Source organism: Helicobacter typhlonius (assembly GCF_001460635.1).
GTDB lineage: Bacteria > Campylobacterota > Campylobacteria > Campylobacterales > Helicobacteraceae > Helicobacter_C > Helicobacter_C typhlonius.
The window spans coordinates 423805-442984 of record NZ_LN907858.1; the positions used below are offsets into that span (position 1 = coordinate 423805).

Below are 19180 nucleotides of genomic sequence, written 5' to 3' on the forward strand. Positions count from 1 at the left end.
AATCTCCTTTTATGTGTGGCAATCATAGCTAAAAAGTTTGTCTCATCTGTAAATAATAGCTTAATTCGCTAGAGTCGTATTTATAGAATCTTGTTGCGATAGAGGATACAAAATTCTTGCGCTATGCGGGGAGAACACGAGCCTTTGAGTGTGCTAAATCGCATCGCTCTTGTTTGAATTTCATTATCAAGCTTTATGTTTAGAATCTGTGCTATTAGCTCCAAATACTCTGCGCGAGAAAAAGCATAGAATCCTATACTTAGTCCAAATCTATCACTAAGGGAGAGAATCTCATCTTGTGCGTCATTAAGATGGAGTGTATCCTGCGGGTAAGATTCACTCACTAAATGGCGATAGTTTGAAGTCGTGTATAAAAGCACATTATGCGCTTTATTTTCAAACGAGCCTTCAAGGATACTTTTTAATGACTTGTAGCTATGGTCGTTAGATTCAAAACATAAATCATCGCACACGATGACAAATTTATAGGGCAAATCACGCACACAATCCTGCACCATAGGCAAGATTCCAAGCGATTCTTTGTTTAGCTCAATGACACGCAAAATAGAATCTTCGCGCAAAAATTGAGAAAGAGTGAGCTTTAAAAGTGAGCTTTTGCCACAGCCTCTAGCACCCCAAAGCAAGGCGTGAGAGGCTTTTTTATCCTCTAAAAAAGCTCGGGTGTTGTGTGAGAGAGAGAGCATTTCTTTCTCTAAGCCTACAAGCGTGATGTTTGCCTTAAAATCATTGATTGGCTTAAAATATCCGCCAAAACCATCAAATGCGGGGCGATACACGCAGGCTAGATGCGAATCCCAGCAAAAATTAAAGAGATTTGGCAACATCTTTTTTTGCTCTTGTTTTTTGCGATTTCTCGCATAGGAGCTGAATGCGCGATTGGTTAGTGTTTGTTTTATCGTCTGCTTGGTTTGTGGCTTTAGAATCCGCCTTTGTTTCTTTGCGGAGTGTGATTTTCACATTGCCACCCTTTTTGAGCGCACCAAAGAGAATCTCATCACTCAAAGGAATTTTTATTTCATTGTCAATGATTTTTTTCATCTCGCGTGCACCCAGTGCCTTATCCATACTCTGCGAGGCAAGATAATTGAGGGCTTTAGAATCTATGGCAAGATTGATATGGCGATTTTTGAGCGAGAGGGCAAGGTCGTTAATGTATTTTTGTGCGATGAGCGTGTATTCCTTGATAGTAAGTGGATTAAAATGAATGACACTATCGATACGACTGCGTAGCTCTGGTGAGAATAGAATCTTTATCGCGCTATCATTCTTGCTTTGCATATCCGCCCTAAATCCTAGTGTATTTGCCTCTTTGCTCCCGGCATTGCTCGTCATAATAACAATAACATTTTTAAAATCCGCCTTATTGCCGGCATTGTCTGTCAAACTTGCAGAATCTAGAATCTGCAATAACACATTGTAAATATCACTATGTGCTTTTTCAATCTCATCAAGCAAAAGCACACAATGAGGATTTTTACGCACCGCATCGACAAGCAAACCACCCTGCTCAAAGCCCACATATCCAGCAGGCGCACCAATGAGGCGGGAGATAGAATGAGGCTCCATATATTCGCTCATATCAAACTTGACAAAGCCAATACCTAGAATCTTAGCCAATTCTTTGGCGAGTTCAGTTTTACCCACGCCGCTAGGTCCAGCAAAGACAAAACTACCGATTGGCTTGTTACCCTCGCTTAGTCCGGCTTTATTTTTCTTTATTACATTGCTAAGTTCCTCAATCGCCCTATCTTGTGAGAATATACGCTCTTTGAGCTTGCTTGATAGGTGCAGAAGCGACTTACTTTCATCTGTGCTAATGGAGCTTTTGGGGATATGCACGCTTTTGCTAAGGATAGATTCTATATCTTTTATGGTGATTGTGGGTGTGGAGTGTCTATCTGTGCGGTAAATTTTGCTATTTGCTCCCACTTCATCGAGCAAGTCAATCGCCTTATCAGGCAGAAACTTATCACTTATGTATCGCGCGGATAAATCCACACAGGCTTTGAGCGCACTTTTGGTGTATTTGATATGATGATAGGATTCATAAATGGGTGCTAATCCCTCTATGATTTTATAGCAATCTTCAATGCTTGGCTCTTTGACTTCAACCTTGCTAAAGCGGCGAGAGAGGGCTTTATCCTTGTCAAAATGTGTTTTAAACTCATTGAAAGTTGTTGCGCCAATACAGCGCAATGTGCCATTGGCAAGGGCGGGTTTGAGGAGATTTGACGCATCAAGACTTGAACCAGAAGTAGCCCCTGCGCCCACGATGGTGTGAATCTCATCAATAAATAATATGCTATGTGGGATTTGAGCTATTTCTTTAAGCACACCCTTAAGACGTTTTTCAAAATCGCCTCGATACTTACTCCCTGAAATCATTGCTCCCATATCAAGTGCAAAAACTTGAGCGTTATGCAATGTTTTTGGTAATCTTTTGTGATAAATTTCAAGCGCTAAACCCTCTGCTATGGCGGTTTTTCCCACACCCGGTTCGCCTACAAGGATAGGATTATTTTTCTTACGCCGACAGAGTATCTCACTCACACGCCATATTTCTTCCTCGCGTCCAATGACGGGGTCGATTTTGCCCTCTCCAGCAAAGTGAGTGAGATTCTTTGTGTATTTTGCGAGGTAGTTTTCTAGCGATTCTTTTGAATCTGGCTCTGTATCTTGAATATCTTGATTTTGCTGCGTAATTACCTCTAGCACACTTAGGCGGTCAATGCCCTGCGACTTTAGAATCTGTGTGCTAAAGCTCTGACTCTCCTCCATAATTGAAGCGAGTAAATCACCTACATCAATATTTTGTCGATTACTATTTTGGGCGTGTTTAACCATTGTTTCGATGATTCTATCAAGGGCGGGTGTTTGGACAGGATTTTCTGTAAGCTCGTGAGAGAAGGGCACGTATTTTTGTAGATATAGGCTCGTCATTCGGCGCATTTCCTTGATATTACCACCACATCGTTTGAGTATAGACCTGCCTTGTGTGTTGTTTAAAGTTGCGAGAAAAATATGTTCGGTAGTTATGATATTATGACGCATTTCCCTAGCAATATCAAATGAGTCACTGAAAATAAGCGTAAGATTCTGTCCTATCATTTGCTACTCCTAAGGCATTTCCTCGACAATAACGCGCAATGGATAGGATTGCGCTTTTGCCTTTTGACTGACAATTTGGCTTTTGAGTTCAGCAATATCATAGGTGTATATACCACACACGCCCTTACCCTCATTGTGAATCTTGAGCATAATCGTGGTGGCTTCATCGGAAGTTTTATCAAAGACCTCGATGAGAATTTGTGTAACAAAATCCATAGCAGTATAATCATCGTTCAAAAGCAATACACGATAGAGCTTTGGTTCTTCAAGCAGTAGGTCTGTATGCGTCTGGGTGTCTGTATATGCCACAAAAATCCTTTAAGATAAAATGCCCATATTTTAGCATAAATTCATAACGCATTGCTTATGTTATTGTTTCTCTCAAATCTGCTTATGAATCTGTCTGCGCTATATTGCGTGGAAAGTGAAAGTAGGGGAGTGTGGAAATAGTGGATTCACGCAACTTGATTAGATTTTTAAAGGCTTTAATCAAAGATAATGCAATGTTTTCTAAAAGTTTTGCTTAAAAGAGTTGTGTCTCTTTTAAGCTTTGCCTAAAACTAGGCTTTTTCTTGTGCGATTTTGGCGTATTTTTCGCCTAGCTCAAACGCCTTTTTATTTGCTTCTTGCACTTTAGCAGGGACTTTTTCAATCATTGTCTCAAAGACAAGGTCTCTATCTACACATTTTGTAAAAGCAGTTGTAATGGCAAGTGCCACAACCGATTGTGTTACGACATTTCCCACCTCTTCTTTTGCGATTGTGATGATAGGAATCTCATAAATTTTAAATTTTTTTCTGTCCTCATCACTTGGGCGCACGAGGTTTGGCTCGACAACAATCACGCCTCCTTCTCTCACGCCATTTTTAAACGAATCATAGCTTACCTGCGCAGTAGAGAGCATAAACTCAATTTCGCCCTCATTTGCATAAGGATAGAGAATCTCCTCATCACTAAGCAATATATCCACCTTTGTAGGACCTCCACGCACTTGGCTTGTATAAGTAGCCGCCTTTACGCCATAGCCCTTATCTTTGATTTGCGCTTCAGCGAGAATCTCTCCTGCCAAAAGCACACCTTGTCCGCCTACACCGGTAAATCGTAGTTGATGTATCATTTCGCACCCCCTGCTTTAGCTTGAGCTTTAGCAATCACGCCATCATACGCCTCTGTGTATTCGATTTTGTCAGTTTGATGTTTGAGCACACCTGTGGGGAATTTACCCACTTGTTCTTCTGGTGAGAGTGCATCAAATTTAGTTTTTGACACAAGGCGAGATTCTATCCATTTAAGCATAGAAGTTGCCTCACCCATTTTGTTTTTGCGCCCGAGATTGATATGGCAGTTACTATGAATATCAAAGAAACTAAAGCCCTTATGCGTGAATCCCTCCATAAGCACTTTTTCAAGCTTTTTGGGAGAAAGCACACTTTCCCTAGCGACAAAAGTCGCCCCCGCAGCACTTGCCATTTCGCAAGGATCAAAATTTGGGTCTATATTGCCATATTGAGCCGTAACAGTCCAAAAGTCTTTTGGCGTTGTGGGCGAGGTTTGGGAGTTTGTAAGTCCATAGATGAAGTTATTAATCATCACAAGATTCAAATCAATATTGCGGCGACAAGCGTGTATCGTGTGGTTACCACCGATTGCCATTGAATCTCCATCGCCTGAAATAACAATAACCTTCTTATCCGGATTGGCAAGCTTGATACCCGTAGCATACGCCATTGTGCGCCCGTGCGTAGTATGCACTGTGTTGCAATTTACATACGAGCTAAAGCGTCCAGAACAGCCAATACCGCTTACGATACAGACATCATTCATATTCCAACCAAGCGAATCAATAGCGCGTATAACGCTTTTTAGAATTACGCCATCACCACAGCCCCAGCACCAAAGTGTGGGCATTTTGTTTATTCGTAAATATTCTTCGTAATTAAAAGCCATCTTAGAACTCCTTGATTTTTGTGATAATTTCTGTTGGAGAGATACTGCGACCATTTGCTTTGCCAAGGAATGCAATGTCTTTTTGCATAATGTGCTCTACCTCCTGTCTGTATTGTCCCTTATTTAGCTCAATCATCAATATCTTGCTAAACTTCTTGCCTAGAGCCTTAAGCTGTTTTGCAGGGCTAGGCCAAAGTGTGATAGGGCGGAAAAGCCCGACTTTGATATTTTGCTTACGCAAAGAGTGGATAGCTTCTTTTACAGAGAGTGATACCGAACCATAAGCGATGATAACAATATCTGCATCATCAAGCATATATTCTTCGTACTCCACAATATCATCAACGCGAGATTCTATTTTGTTAAAGAGTCTATCAATGAGATCTTGCGAGAGTTTTTCGTCTTCAGTTGGGAATCCGCTCCCGCTGTGATGAAGCCCTGTAATGTGGTATTTGTAGCCCTTGAAGAATGGATTCAAAATGGCTGGTTCATCTTGTGGCACTGCATAAGGCTCATAATCTTTAGGGTCGCCTTTAAACTCTCGTCTATTGCAGATAGTTGGCTCAATATCCTTAAAATCAGGAATAAGCGTCTTGCCGTGCATATGTCCTATGGTTTCATCAAGGAGCAAAAATACAGGCGTCATATATTTTTCGGCGAGATTGAAAGCACGGATAGTCTGTGTGTAGGCTTCCTGTAAATTTCCAACTGCAATAGCAATAGAGCAAAAATCCCCGTGGCTTGGCGATTTAGCTTGATTTACATCGCCTTGTGATACACGCGTAGGAAGCCCCGTAGAAGGACCACCGCGCATTACATCAACAACCACGAGTGGAATCTCTGCCATAAAGCCATAGCCGATTTGCTCGGATTTGAGCGAAATCCCCGGACCCGAAGTAGCAGTCATCGCCTTTGTGCCGCTCATAGATGCACCCAAAGCCACAGCAATACCGCTAATTTCATCTTCCATTTGGATAAATTTCCCACCAATTTTTGGTAACTCCACGCTCATTTCGTGGGCAATTTCACTCGAAGGTGTGATAGGATACCCACCAAAAAAACGACAACCAGCCTCTCTCGCAGCCAAGGCGACAAGCTCATTTCCTCCTGTAATTAACTCACGCATACTTTCTCCTTACACTACCATAAATTTATTTTCTTTGATTTTTGCTGCTCTCTCTTGTGCTTCTTTGCTGACTTTGGCAAATTTAAACTCCTCTTTATCGGCAACAAAGATAGCAAAATCTGGACAATGCAATTCGCACTCTCTGCAGCCTATGCAACTCTCTGGATATGCCACAGAGATGATTTTGCCTAGAATCTTATGCTCATCTTTTCTCATACCCAAAACGCCACTTGGACAAAGTGATACACATACATCACACGCCTTGCAACGCGTCTCATCAACCCATACCGGCACATTTTGCGGTGCTTTTTTAATACCCATTTCCCTTCCTTTCTTTTAGTTTGAACTTAAGTGTATGGTAGATTCTCTATCCTAACAATTTGTTATTTTTAAGAATCTCAACTTGTTTTTTGATACCCTGTGCGGAGATTTTTAACATTTCCCGCTCTTGATCGTTTAACTTTAGCTCTACAATATGTTTTACTCCTTTTTTGCCAAGTTTGATAGGAAGTCCAAGATAAATGCTTTCCATATCGTATTCACCCTCTGTATATACGCTACATACGAGCACATCATCACTTGGTGAATCAATTAACTCAAGCATTCTTACCACCGCACTCGCAGGAGCAAAATACGCACTTCCTTGTTTATAGTAGCCCACAATCTTTGCCCCACCACCTTTTGTTTGCGCTATCACTTCTTTTTGCATTTGTGAATCCAGCACATCAGCCAAAGTTTTGTCATTGCATACACAATGGCGCAGTAGTGGCAGCATATCATCGCTATGCGCTCCTATCACGCAAGATTCTATATGTTTTGTAAAATCATTCAAAACAACCTTGCTTTCATAGGCAAGTCTAGCACCATCGAGTATGCCAGCCATACCTATCACGCGATGTTTTTCGAATCCACTCCATTGCTTTGCGACAAGACACATACTATCAAGCGGATTTGATACGATGATGAGTATCGCATTTGGGGCAACTCTCGCGACATTTTGTGCGATTTCTTGCACAATCTCCGCGTTTTTGAGCAATAAATCATCGCGAGTCATTTGTGGTGTGCGTGGGAATCCAGCTGTAATTACCACCACTTCACTCTCTCTCAAATCCTCATAAGATTCGCAGCCTTTTACACAAACAGGGATATTAAAAATCGCGGCAGCTTGTGAAATATCAAGCCCAACTCCCTTACAGCGAGGCAAATCAATACTAAAAAGGAGAAACTCTTTTGCCAAGCCTCTCATCGCTCCTAAAAACGCAATATGAGAGCCGACATTCCCAGAACCGCCTATGATGGCTATTTTATTAAACATCTTTGTCCTTATCAGTTGTGCCATATTTACTTTTTGCAATGTTACTACAAAGTCAAAATCTTACAAAAGTTAAACAAAAATTTTAACTTGCTAACTATGAAACAATTTAACTTAAAAGCAAATAAAATTAAAAATGACTGCGATGTTCTTCATAAGTTTTGCTAAATTTATGTGTCCCTGTGGCTCTATCTCGCACGAAATAGAGATAATCCACTTGAGCAGGTTTAAGCACTGCTTCAATGGCTTGTAGGCTCACGCTTCCGGCGGGATATGGAGGCACACCTTTGTATTTATAAGTGTTATAAGGGCTTTCATCATTTCTTATCCTCTCTGGTGTTACCTTGCTGTGTGAATATTGCCCATAATTTAGTGAGCCGTCCATTTGTAGGGGCATATTTTTCTCTAAGCGATTAAATACTACGGCTGCCACGATAGGCATTTCCTCATTGTTTGCGGCTTCTTTTTGCACCACAGAGGCGATTGCTACATTTTTAAACCATTCTTTTTCATCATATTTGCCAAGGAGTCGTTTTGCATTTTGCTCGTGTTTTTGCATTGATAGTTGATAGAGAAGATTCATTGTCTCATCTTCATTGATGCCAATAGGCAAACTATAAGTATCGGGAAAAATTACACCATCAGGGTATGGAAAATACTTATCATAAGCCTCTTGCAAGGATTCTGTTGAGAGAGAGAAAGTTTGGGCTAAAATGCGTATGAAATAATACATCGTCTCACCCGGAATAAGTGTAACATCTTTTGTAGCGGCTTTTGAGCTAACGAGTGCCTTAAAAAACGCTCCCTTAGGTAACACTTCGGCTTTAATATCTATGAATCCACTTTGGGGCTGTCCTAAAAAACGTATAAAAAGGCTATCAAGCTTATTGAGCGAAGTTCCATTATTGTCTAAGTATGTTATAATCTTGTTGAGAGAGCCTTTTGGTAGATTCAGTATGCGTTCAGTCTGCACAGGTTGGAGCAAATAAAATAGAATGGTTATGGCAATGAGAAAAATTAAGTCTAAAAGTATCGCAAGTATCGTTATTTTCTTAGGCATTATGCTTACACTCTCCATTATGGGATATAAGGTGCTTTCAAACGGCATTTACGCTCAAAGTATGAGCTTTGGTAAAATTCATATTGATGGATTCTATCTTAGATTAAATAACAAGTTGATTTTGCACATTGATACGCTCAATCTTAGTGCATTGCAAGATGATGAAGGGGTGCAAGAAGACGATGAAGGTTTAATGAGCGCAGAGGATATTTTAGGGTGGATAAAAAAATTCCTTTTTGTCATTTCGTATTTTGAAAAGCTTGATATTGAGCATATTGCCTTAAAGGACAATCTAGCGTATAGTGTGCATTATGATGGTAGTGAATACAGCATTAAGACGCCGCAGCTTTTAGCACAATTTATTGTGGAGGAGAATAGCAAGGTTACAGAGTTACGTATTTTGCAGCTCGAGATTCTCTCGCTTGGTATGCAGATACAAGGGAAACTTGCTTATCAAGGGGTAAAAAAGACGCTTGAAGCAGATATGAGTATTTCGCCAAAAGAGCCAACAGGCGATATGGAGCAGCCCACACTCTTTATACACGCAATCACTGATTTTTATAAGATTGACTTAGAGGCGTCCTCATCGCATTTGTATAATCTTAATACTTTTAAGCCCTTTATCCTTAAGCTCAAGAATAAAACACTCAATGATTGGCTTTTTAAAAATATACGCTATGATGTGCTAAAGCTCCACTCTCTTCGATTTCAAAGCACGTTTGATAAGCTTTTTTTTGCAAAATTGCAAAAAACGCTCGAACTTGATTTGGCCATAGAGGCACCTAAAGTCTATCTCGCTCCACATTTAAAGCCCATTGAAGCTACGCGCGTGATTTTGTATATGCGTGATGAAAATTTACGCTTTTTGTTTAAAGAGCCATCTTTTACAAATATTGACCTTGAAGGCTCAGAGGTTGTGATAAGCAATGTTTTTACCCAACCCCTTGGCGTGAAAGTAAGCATTGCTTCGCAAAATACACATATCAATAACGAGCTTAACGAGCTTTTGCAAGTCTATGGAGTGAATCTCCCCATAAGGAGTGCAGATTCTGCACTAAAAGTAAAGCTTGATATTGATATAAAGCCTCAAAAAGACCAAACGCAAGTGTGGCTTAATGGCAATATAAGTGCCACAAAAACGATACTCAAGTTTGGCTCTCAAAGTTTGGAAGCACAGCAGTTGCAGCTCGTTTTTTCGCATAATGACAAAAACGCGTATATGCAGATTCTTAACACAAAAGTTGATTACGCTAATAGTATTCAAGGCACGCTCAATATACTATGGAATCTGCAAGATTCAAAGTTGCAAGGGGATTTGTTAATTAATAAATTCGCGCTGACTTCACAAAGCTTTTCTCAAAATGTATCATTACCGAAGATTCCAAAAGATAGCGATGAGCTGACAAAACGTATCATTCAAGCCATACACGATGAATCTAAACGTGGCTTTAGCGAGGAGATTCTAAAAATCAATAAAAATCGTTTGCATAAAATTAGTATTTTTGGGGATTTGGGTAAGCAAAAGATGATTGTCCTACCAGATTTTGGGCTCACTATGCACTTTGGTGATGAGAGTGTGTTTGAAGTAAGTGATATTGCAAAGGTGTATCCATACTCACCGATTTTGCAGTATTTTGGCATATCAAAAGGTATGCTTAAAGTGTGGAGCAAGGATTTTGATGTGATTTATCTTAGTGGAGACATTAATGATTTGCGCTACCCGTTGTATGATAAGAATTCTAAAATCCTAAGCCATTTGAAACTAGAGGGAAAAATTGATAGTAAGGGTATTTTTATCAACTCCACAGATAAAAGATTTATGCTTACTAAAGAGGGCAATACCGTTAAGGTTATCGCAGATGGCTATGATTTGTATATTGATGAGGTATTTTCAAGCACTTTGCCTGTTTTGGCGCAAATTAATCAAAAAAATGAGAATGGAGAGAAGCTGAGCGCAAAAGAGCGTGAGGAGTTTGAGAAATTTATTAGGGCAAAAAGGGCGTATGAGCGTCAAAACAAGCTTTCACCGCATATTACCTACATTGAAGCGCGAAATATAGACTTTCATTTAGGTGGATACATTATTCCTGCGGATAATGCCTCCTTGTCTATACGCGATGGTATGATACGCGCTGATGTTACCTATGGTAATGGCGTGGCAAATGTGGATATGGCATATTCTCGTGCAATTGTGCGACTAAGCAACTTTAGTAATAAGTTTTTAAATCGCGTATGGCAAAGAGAAATCTTTAGCGGAGGGCTTTTTAGCTTTAATGGCGTTTATGATGATGGTGCGCTAAAGGGTGCAATCACAATGCAAAACACAATTTATAGGGATTTGGCAATTGTGCAAAATGTTTTGGCACTTATTGATACAATCCCGGCACTGCTTACTTTCCGCAAACCCGGGCTTGGTGCGAATGGCTATGAGATAAAAACAGGCAAGGTAGAATTTCTCATCAATGAGGATTATTTGGTGCTTGAAAATATCAATCTCATAGGAAGTTCAATTGATGTGGAGGGCGGGGGTTTGCTCACGCTTAAAAATAAAGAGCTTGATATTGTGCTTAAAGCCTCCACGCTTAAAACGCTTACTTCAATTCTAGATAAGATTCCGCTTGTGGGCTATGTGATTTTGGGTGATGATGGTAAATTCACAACAGGGATTGTGATGAAAGGCACACTTGATAATCCAAAGAGTGAAGTAAGCGTGATTGGGGACATTTTGACGAGCCCATTTGAAATGGTGGGTAGAATCCTAAAGCCGGTGGATAGTCTCCTAGGCAAGTTAGCAAATACAATTGAGGCAGGCTTAGAGCCTACGAAAGAAAGCTATACAGAGGAGATAGATTCATATCAAGATGAAGCACAAGATTCTGAATCTTTGGGGAAAGAATCGAGCGCAAAAGATAGTGCCACAGGGGATTCTACAGATTCTGTAAGAGAGCCAAATCTGCCACTGCAAGAGAAAGATTTAGAATCAAAATAGTCTCTAAAATACACACTTTGTTGATATGTGTCAATGTTTGTGGCGAGATTCTGTAATAAAAATGCAAAGCAATCTTAAATTGTGTTATTTTATTTGATATACAATCTCGCAAATTTTTTGTATATATACTTGAAACTTAGCTGATGATAGGCGCATAAAAAGGATAAAAATGACACTTTATGATTGTAGTGTGGGGCAGAAGTGTAAGATAGTCTCTAGCAGCACACAAGATGAGGCATTAAGGGATAGATTTATGTCCTTTGGTATTGTCAAAGGTAAGATGTGTCAAGTGATGAGCCACTCTATAAAGCGTATGGCGGTGGCGGTGCTTATTGATGGCACACAAGTAGCTTTGCGTGATAGCGAGGCAAAGATGATTGTCGTTGAGCCACTTTAAGGCAGTGTATTTATGGAGACTAAAACAAGATTCAAAAAATGTAAAAAAAAGGATATTTCCGTAATTAAAGCGTTGTTTTTGGAGCATTATGCAAATGCTAAAACTGAGCTTGTCTATCATAATCTTTATGAATTGCTTGTGTGTGTAATGCTCTCTGCCCAATGCACTGATAAGCGCGTCAATATCGTAACTCCCGCACTTTTTAAAGCTTTTCCAGATGTAGCGAGTTTAGCAGCAGCTGATGAGGCAGAAATTAAAGAATTGATTAAATCTGTTTCATTTTTTAACAATAAGGCAAAACATCTAAAATTAATGGCAACGCAGGTGGTGAAAGACTTTAATGGGAATATTCCTACAACACAAGAGGAGCTTAAAACACTTGCAGGTGTGGGGCAAAAGACAGCTAATGTGGTGCTGATAGAATTTTTGGAGCAAAACTATATGGCGGTGGATACGCACGTTTTCCGCGTATCTCATCGTCTGGGGTTAAGTGGTGCAAAAAGCGCAAAGCAAACCGAGCAAGAACTCACAGAGATATTTAAAACACAGCTTGACACGCTTCATCAGGCATTTGTGCTCTTTGGTCGCTATACTTGCAAGGCATTAAAACCAATGTGCGAGCAGTGCTTTGTTAGCGCATTTTGTCAAAATAAATGCAACTTCAAGCCTATTTGAACCTAAAAATGTTATATAATATGGGGTTTATTTTGCAAAATAAAGTAAAGGTGGTTTGTAATGGATATTATTCATCGTAGTTTTTTTGATATTGTTGAAAAGAGTATTAATAAAAAGCCTACAGATTCTATAATGCCATTGAAAAAAGGTTATTTGAGTAGAATTAGTATGATTGGCACACGTAATGATGTGTTTTTGCTTTTTGATAAAGTATTCTTGCGTATTTTTTGTAGGGATTTTTTGGGTGATCACTCTCCTACCGAACAAGCCTTGGAGGATATGGCGAGAGAGTTAGCAAATTTAACCGTGGGTAGGGCAAAGGTAATGGCACAGGAGCTTGGTAAGAGTTTTGATATTTCTACACCGGAGTTTTTGGGGCATAGGCTGATTAAAAATCACGACCACGGATTGCATTTTAGGCTCGATAATGGGCATTGTAGTATCTATATGAGACGCATCAATTAAAGGGAGTTGTAATGGCTGGAGAAAGTATCTTAGATAAGCAAAGAATCCATTCAGCCAAGGATATAGAGCTTGCTACATATCTTGAAGATATTATGAATAGCTATACTGGGCTTTTGGATATGGATGTTTTATTTAATGCAGAGCTTGGTAATACAAAGATTCCATTAGGCGAGATTTTGCGCTTTGAAAAAGGCTCTATCATTGATTTGGGCAAACCAGCAGGGGAGAGCATAGAGATTTTTGTCAATAAGCGCGTGATTGGTAAGGGCGAAGTAATGGTATATGAGCGCAACCTTGCTATTCGTATCAATGAAATTTTAGATTCTAATGCGATTGTATATTATCTTACACGCGAATAGCACATAGGTATGGTTTATGAAATGGCGTGTGATATTTGTGTGTCTAGCCATAGCACACATTTTGTATGCAGATGTGGAGATTAGCGACATTGAAATTAAGCAAGGTGTGGATAGGGTAGAGGTCATCTTAAATATGCGTGGCGTGTATGAGAAGTCTCCTCATCTCACTATGCAGGAGGGTTACAAGGGTGTTGTTTTCCCTCAACTTCAAGCAAATGCGCGTAATCAAAGCTTTAGCGGTTTTTTTATCAAAGAAGTGCAGGTTTTTAATGTGCAGGGAAGCCTGTATGTGATTGGCGTGGGTGATGTGAAAATTATTGATGTGCAGTTGAGTAAAGCACCCTATGCTTTTAAGATTGTTTTTATCAAAGTAGCTCCTCCTCAAAGTGAAATTGATATACTGCTACAAACTCCGCATAAGATTCCAAATATTGATATTATCACAAGTCCTCCTAGCACCGCTCCCACGCCTAAACCCATAGAGCAAAACACGCAAAGCAACGATATATTAAGCAGTGTTCTCCCATTTAAAGAGGATATGAATATCGATACTTGGCGATATATGGCTGTTCTTGGTGTTATGGCTTTTTTGGTGATTGTGCTATGGATTGTAAAGCGATATGTGGTGCGCAAAAAGCCATTTAAGAGCTATCTTGCCTCCATTTCGCAGACAAAACCAGAGCTTTTTGACCCTACAAAAATCGAGGTTGTCTCACGAAAGGACATTGATTCTAAGCATAAGATTTTGACATTAGAATCTAATGGTTATCGGTATTTGATTTTGATAGGCGCGACAAGCACGACATTGATTGACCGCTATCCTATCCCACAAAATATTACATTAGAGGAGCAGTTGCGTTTTGATGATCAGTTTGCCAAACTTTTGGAGCAAAAGCAGGAGAGACTTTCTAAGTATCTTCATACCCAATAAGCAGTAAGTGATAATGACCTCACGCACATATACAGAATCTAACTCACACTTGTGGCTATGGCTTTTTGTATCCTTTGTGATTCATCTTGTGATTTGTGTGCTGCTTTTTGTGCGTTTTGATTCAATGCAGTTTAAAAAAGGCACATCAAAAGATATGCGTATGAAAGTGGCGGGATTCCAAATTTTAAGCGGTGGTGAGCAGGGCGACTCCTCTCCCGCTCAAGCTCCTATGCTGCCTATATCGCCAAAATCCCCTAATGCCTCATCTCCTGCGCCTACCACCTCGCCACAAATACAGCAAAGCAATGCTTTTGATTTAAGCTCTCTAAGCCTTTATCAAGGTAGTAGTGCGGGTAAGGGTGGCACAGGTAGTGGTAAGAAAGCGCAAAATCACAATAGTAAGATAAAGGCTCTAGGCAAATTCCAATCAGTAGATAGAATCGCGCAGCGCGATATTGAGGAGCTTTATGGAGAGGAATTTGGCGATTATGGTTTGGCTGAACAGGAATTTTTGGTTAATAATCTAAGAGATATTGGGCGCATTACTCAACGTTATTTGCAATATCCACCAAGTGCGATAAGACTAGGACAACAGGGTATTAGCGCAGTGGAGTTTTATCTGCACCCAAATGGCGATATTAGCGGACTTAAGATTATTCTTTCATCGGAGTATATGCTACTTGACCGCAATAGTGAGCGCACAATAGAAATTGCCTATAAAGATTATCCACGCCCCACAAGCAAAACTAAAATTCGTATTTTTGTCAGCTATGGCATTTCTTATTATAGATATTAGAGATTTTAAAATTATTGTTTTAAAAAATCTGTAAGTATTTGTGCGTGAAGTATAGGCTCAAACTCAAAAATCTCATATCGTGCGAGATTATGCTGTGTAAAAGGGTCGGCTTGAGAAAAGCTTAAAGCTTCATCTTTATTTGCAAATTTACCAATAATAATGCCACCATCTCTAGGGATTCTAGCGCCTGAGGCGAGTAAAATCCCCTTATCATAACCTTTTTTAAGATAAGCACGATGAGCATCAAGCTTTTGGAGCACTTCCTCAAGTGGTTTTGTATAATGCACGAGGCAGACAAATAAATTTCCCATATAATTCTCCTTATCATTGATTTGATGCTAGAGGTTGAGTATCTTCAGATTCTCTAGCATTATGGGCTTTAAAAATATCTTGTGAGATTTTATAGCTACAGAATTTTGGACCACACATTGAGCAAAATTCAGCATCTTTAAATACTTCTTGGGGTAAGGCTTCATCGTGGTATTCACGCGCTCTATCTGGGTCAAGGGCGAGTTCAAATTGCTTATTCCAATCAAAAGCATATCGTGCATCACTCATTGCATCATCTCTATCACGCGCACCTATACGCCCACGAGCAATATCTGCAGCGTGTGCAGCAATTTTGTAAGCTAAAATACCCTCACGCACATCTTTGGCATTAGGCAGTCCTAAATGCTCTTTTGGCGTTACATAGCAGAGCATTGCCACACCTTTCCACGCCGCTACACACGCACCAATGGCACTTGCGATATGGTCATATCCTGCCGCAATGTCTGTAACCAAAGGTCCTAGCACATAAAAAGGTGCGTGGTTACAATATTGTTTTTGAAGCTCAACATTGCGCTCAATTTGGTTAAGCGGCACGTGTCCGGGACCCTCTATCATTACCTGCACATCGGCTTCCCACGCTCTTTTGGCGAGTTCTCCTAGCACTTTGAGTTCGGCAAATTGCGCCTCATCACTCGCATCAGCCAAACAGCCCGGGCGCAGTGAATCCCCCAAAGAGAGGCTTACATCATACTTTTGGCAAATTTTTAGAATCTCATCAAAATGCTCATAGAATGGATTCTCTTTGTGGTAGTGCATCATCCAACTTGCCATAAGGCTACCACCACGTGAGACAATACCCATTTTGCGCTTAGCGACAAAAGGCATATGTGAGAGCAAAAAGCCGCAGTGAATAGTAAAATAGCTCACGCCTTGCTGTGCTTGTTTTTCAAGGACGGAAAGCATTGTGTCAATATCAAGTTTTAATACATCATTTTTTACATCATAGAGAATCTGATACATAGGCACCGTTCCAATAGGCACACTTGAGGCTTGAATAACTGCAGTGCGTATTTCATCTAAATCCCCACCGGTGCTTAAGTCCATAATCGTATCCGCACCATATTTAATAGATACTTTAACTTTTTCTACTTCTTCATCAATGGAGCTTGCAAGTGAGGAGCTACCGATATTTGAGTTAATTTTGGTGCGTGTGGCTATGCCAATACCCATAGGTTTAAGATTGGTGTGATTGATATTTGCAGGGATAATGAGCCTCCCGCGCTTAATTTCTTCAAGCACGAGAGTGGGGGAGATGGATTCAATATTTGCCACATATTCCATTTCTTTTGTGATAACGCCCTTTTTGGCGTAGTGTAGCTGTGTGCGGATTGAATCATTGGCGCGTTCTTGCACCCATTGTGTTCTCATATAATATCCTTTTTGGAAGCGGATTCTTAAAAAAAATTAAGTGATTGTTATGCTATTTAATTTTACAAAATGCACACAGAAAATTTAAAATAAAGTTAAACAATATGGGAATTTAAGTAACAAATTTTAGCTTATTTTTTGTTTTCTAATGCTAGAATACTCTTTTTATTTTGATGAATTGGGATTTTGACTTTGGTTTTAGATGACATTACACTTATTATGATGGCAGCGGGAGATGCTACGAGGTTTCGCAAAGATTGCAATTGCAAAAAGCAGTGGTTACGCGTGGGCGAAGAGCCTTTGTGGCTTGTGGCTACTCACAATATTACTTCACATTTTGATTTTAAAGAAGTGCTTATTACTGCTTCGAGCACAGATTATACTTATATGAAAGATATGAGTGAATACCATATCGTGCGTGGTGGTGATACGCGTGTAAATTCTTTGCGTAATGCACTAGAGTGTGTCAATACCCCCTTTGTGTTAGTCAGTGATGTCGCGCGGTGGAATAGTGTAGCGTCTGTGATAGAAGAAATGATTGTGCAAATGAGGCAAGATTCATATACTGATTGTGTCGTGCCATTTTTGCGTGTGGTGGATACGAGCTTTTATGAGGGAGATTATCTCAAAAGAGAATCTTTAAAGCTTATTCAAACTCCGCAACTAAGCCGAGTAAGCGCATTAAAAGAAGCCTTAAGGGGAGAAAAAGACTTTAGCGATGAAAGCTCGGCAATCCACTCACACGGTGGAAAAATCGCCTTTGTAGAGGGCAGTGCGCTAATGAATAAGCTTACCTTTAGTAGTGATTTGTCCTTGCATCATCTTAATTCCCCAAGCGCGAGGACTTTTGTCGGTAGTGGCATTGATATACACGAGTTTGAAGATTCTAAAGAAATGTGGCTCTGTGGCGTGAGAATAGAATCTCCCTTTGGTTTTAAGGCTCATAGTGATGGCGATGTGGCGTTGCACGCGCTGTGTGATGCAATACTTGGCGCGATAGGTGGGGGCGATATAGGGCAGTGGTTCCCCGATACAGATGTGGCATATAAAGGCGCGGATTCTAAAATACTTCTAAAAGAGATTTATGAGTTTGCCCAAAGTGTGGGCTATGAGTTACATAATGCAGATATAAGTATTATGGCACAAGTGCCAAAGATTGCTCCATATAAGGCACAAATGCGTAAAGTTGTGGCGGAGATTCTACAAGTGCCACTCTCACGCATTAATATCAAAGCAACAACCACGGAAGGCTTGGGCTTTGTGGGACGCAAAGAGGGAGTATGCGTGCAAGCGCAAGTAAGTATGGGATTTTTTGATTGGCAAACTCATAAATATCAAAATAAGGAGGAAAAATGATTGGAATCTACAATAGGGGAGAGGTAAAATGAAAGTATTAATCATTGAAAATGAGATTTATCTAGCACAGAGTATTGCAAACAAGTTGAGCGATTTGCGCTTGGAATGTGTGATAGCACACTCTCTTAAAGAGGTGCAAAAAGACCATTATGATGTGATTTTGGCTTCATTTGGGACGATTAATGATGGCTATACGGAGTTAAGCAAGATTTATCCACAGGCGATTATCATTTTAATGATCGCTTATATCAATGATGACACAGTGATTAAGCCCTTGCGTAATGGCGTTACAGATTATATCGTAAAGCCTTTTATTGTTGATGAGCTGATACGCAAAATCACGCATTATAGGACTTATAGAGAGATGAATGAAGAGATTAGTTTTTATCGCAGTTATTTCAGCTTTATCGAGCGTGAATTAAGCACACCCGAGCCATTTTTGTATAATCCGCCTTTTGTGATTAAGACAAATTCTCAAAGGAGCGCGGATATTTATGCTATGCGATATGCACGAGAGAAGCATATACATTTTCAATTCCACTCACTCAAAGAGGAGACTTGGAAAAGTATTTTTCGTGTGCCACCTAAGAAAAATGAGATTTATTACATCACAAATTTAGAGGGGCTTAAAAAGAGTGACAGAAAGGACTTTTTAGAAGCAGCCCTAAAGTATAATGTTATCCTCTCTGTTGTTTCAAGTGAAAAAATCGCTTTTCCTCAAGTGATAGATATTTCGTGTCAGTCTAATAGCGTGGAGCTTGGCGGGGAGATTCTATCCGTGAAAGAATATGAGAAAATCATTATAGCTAAATATGAAAGTCGCTACCCTGATATAGAACTCGCTAAAAAGCTTGGTATGAGCCGCAAAAGCCTGTGGGAAAAGCGCAAGAAGTATGGTATTATCCGTAAAAACAAAAACACAACACAAGCTTAGAATCT

At 40.0% G+C, this 19180-nt stretch carries 20 protein-coding genes; 9 read left to right on the forward strand and 11 right to left on the reverse strand.

Annotated features, from left to right (window positions below; translation table 11 throughout):
• Window positions 1-80: 80 nt before the first annotated feature.
• From BN2458_RS02095 to mltG, 9 genes are all read right to left on the reverse strand, one after another.
• Window positions 81-845, reverse strand: coding sequence for a DUF815 domain-containing protein (locus BN2458_RS02095; protein ID WP_034325530.1), 765 nt, complete (start codon window positions 843-845; stop codon window positions 81-83).
• Window positions 826-3129: an AAA family ATPase gene (locus BN2458_RS02100; RefSeq protein ID WP_058122028.1), complete on the reverse strand. Its 2304-nt coding sequence runs from the start codon at window positions 3127-3129 to the stop codon at window positions 826-828. Before BN2458_RS02100 ends, BN2458_RS02095 begins: the two co-directional genes overlap by 20 nt.
• A 9-nt stretch (window positions 3130-3138) precedes the next feature.
• Window positions 3139-3438 (reverse strand): ATP-dependent Clp protease adaptor ClpS, encoded by a 300-nt coding sequence (locus tag BN2458_RS02105; RefSeq protein WP_081951433.1) that lies wholly within the window; start codon window positions 3436-3438, stop codon window positions 3139-3141.
• A gap of 251 nt (window positions 3439-3689) precedes the next feature.
• Complete coding sequence (locus tag BN2458_RS02110) at window positions 3690-4247, reverse strand: 2-oxoacid:acceptor oxidoreductase family protein (protein WP_034325539.1); 558 nt, start codon at window positions 4245-4247, stop codon at window positions 3690-3692.
• The gene (locus BN2458_RS02115; RefSeq protein WP_034342860.1) at window positions 4244-5077 is read right to left on the reverse strand and encodes a 2-oxoglutarate ferredoxin oxidoreductase subunit beta; all 834 of its coding nucleotides are present in this window, start codon (window positions 5075-5077) and stop codon (window positions 4244-4246) included. The genes BN2458_RS02110 and BN2458_RS02115 overlap by 4 nt, the downstream gene beginning before the upstream one ends.
• A gap of 1 nt (window position 5078) precedes the next feature.
• The gene (locus tag BN2458_RS02120) at window positions 5079-6203 is read right to left on the reverse strand and encodes a 2-oxoglutarate synthase subunit alpha (protein WP_034342862.1); all 1125 of its coding nucleotides are present in this window, start codon (window positions 6201-6203) and stop codon (window positions 5079-5081) included.
• Window positions 6204-6212: 9 nt separating this feature from the next.
• Window positions 6213-6524, reverse strand: a complete 312-nt coding sequence (locus BN2458_RS02125) for a 4Fe-4S binding protein (protein ID WP_034325546.1) — start codon at window positions 6522-6524, stop codon at window positions 6213-6215.
• Window positions 6525-6570: 46 nt separating this feature from the next.
• Window positions 6571-7518 carry a malate dehydrogenase gene (locus tag BN2458_RS02130; protein ID WP_034325548.1) on the reverse strand — a complete coding sequence of 316 codons (948 nt, stop codon included), beginning with the start codon at window positions 7516-7518 and terminating at the stop codon, window positions 6571-6573.
• Between the two features lie 127 nt (window positions 7519-7645).
• Complete coding sequence (mltG, locus tag BN2458_RS02135) at window positions 7646-8575, reverse strand: endolytic transglycosylase MltG (RefSeq protein WP_173644075.1); 930 nt, start codon at window positions 8573-8575, stop codon at window positions 7646-7648.
• Here mltG and BN2458_RS02140 point away from each other — a divergent pair.
• The 7 genes from BN2458_RS02140 (at window position 8523) to BN2458_RS02170 (ending at window position 15187) form a co-directional block, all read left to right on the forward strand.
• The gene (locus BN2458_RS02140; RefSeq protein WP_231944824.1) at window positions 8523-11564 is read left to right on the forward strand and encodes a DUF3971 domain-containing protein; all 3042 of its coding nucleotides are present in this window, start codon (window positions 8523-8525) and stop codon (window positions 11562-11564) included. The two genes, mltG and BN2458_RS02140, sit on opposite strands and share 53 nt — an antisense overlap.
• A gap of 169 nt (window positions 11565-11733) precedes the next feature.
• Window positions 11734-11961: a FeoA family protein gene (locus BN2458_RS02145; protein ID WP_034325554.1), complete on the forward strand. Its 228-nt coding sequence runs from the start codon at window positions 11734-11736 to the stop codon at window positions 11959-11961.
• Window positions 11962-11973: 12 nt separating this feature from the next.
• Complete coding sequence (nth, locus tag BN2458_RS02150) at window positions 11974-12636, forward strand: endonuclease III (protein ID WP_034342866.1); 663 nt, start codon at window positions 11974-11976, stop codon at window positions 12634-12636.
• 60 nt (window positions 12637-12696) lie between these two features.
• Complete coding sequence (locus BN2458_RS02155) at window positions 12697-13101, forward strand: chemotaxis protein CheX (protein ID WP_034325559.1); 405 nt, start codon at window positions 12697-12699, stop codon at window positions 13099-13101.
• Window positions 13102-13112: 11 nt separating this feature from the next.
• Window positions 13113-13460, forward strand: coding sequence for a flagellar motor switch protein FliN (fliN, locus tag BN2458_RS02160; RefSeq protein ID WP_034325561.1), 348 nt, complete (start codon window positions 13113-13115; stop codon window positions 13458-13460).
• 16 nt (window positions 13461-13476) lie between these two features.
• The gene (locus BN2458_RS02165) at window positions 13477-14391 is read left to right on the forward strand and encodes a flagellar biosynthetic protein FliO (protein ID WP_138117620.1); all 915 of its coding nucleotides are present in this window, start codon (window positions 13477-13479) and stop codon (window positions 14389-14391) included.
• Between the two features lie 13 nt (window positions 14392-14404).
• A complete protein-coding gene (locus tag BN2458_RS02170; protein ID WP_034342867.1) occupies window positions 14405-15187 on the forward strand; it encodes an energy transducer TonB in 783 nt (260 codons plus the stop codon).
• Window positions 15188-15198: 11 nt separating this feature from the next.
• Here BN2458_RS02170 and BN2458_RS02175 read toward each other — a convergent pair whose 3' ends face one another.
• Both BN2458_RS02175 and thiC read right to left on the reverse strand, forming a co-directional pair.
• On the reverse strand, window positions 15199-15498 hold the full coding sequence (locus BN2458_RS02175; protein WP_034325565.1) for a YciI family protein: 300 nt from the start codon (window positions 15496-15498) through the stop codon (window positions 15199-15201).
• Window positions 15499-15511: 13 nt separating this feature from the next.
• Entirely contained in the window at window positions 15512-16885 is a 1374-nt protein-coding gene (gene thiC / locus BN2458_RS02180) for a phosphomethylpyrimidine synthase ThiC (RefSeq protein ID WP_034325568.1), read from the reverse strand.
• A gap of 192 nt (window positions 16886-17077) precedes the next feature.
• On the opposite strand from thiC, the gene BN2458_RS02185 reads away from it, so the two are divergent.
• On the forward strand, window positions 17078-18241 hold the full coding sequence (locus BN2458_RS02185) for a bifunctional 2-C-methyl-D-erythritol 4-phosphate cytidylyltransferase/2-C-methyl-D-erythritol 2,4-cyclodiphosphate synthase (protein ID WP_081951435.1): 1164 nt from the start codon (window positions 17078-17080) through the stop codon (window positions 18239-18241).
• A 28-nt stretch (window positions 18242-18269) separates the two neighbouring features.
• The gene (locus BN2458_RS02190) at window positions 18270-19175 is read left to right on the forward strand and encodes a response regulator (RefSeq protein ID WP_034325570.1); all 906 of its coding nucleotides are present in this window, start codon (window positions 18270-18272) and stop codon (window positions 19173-19175) included.
• Window positions 19176-19180: the final 5 nt, after the last annotated feature.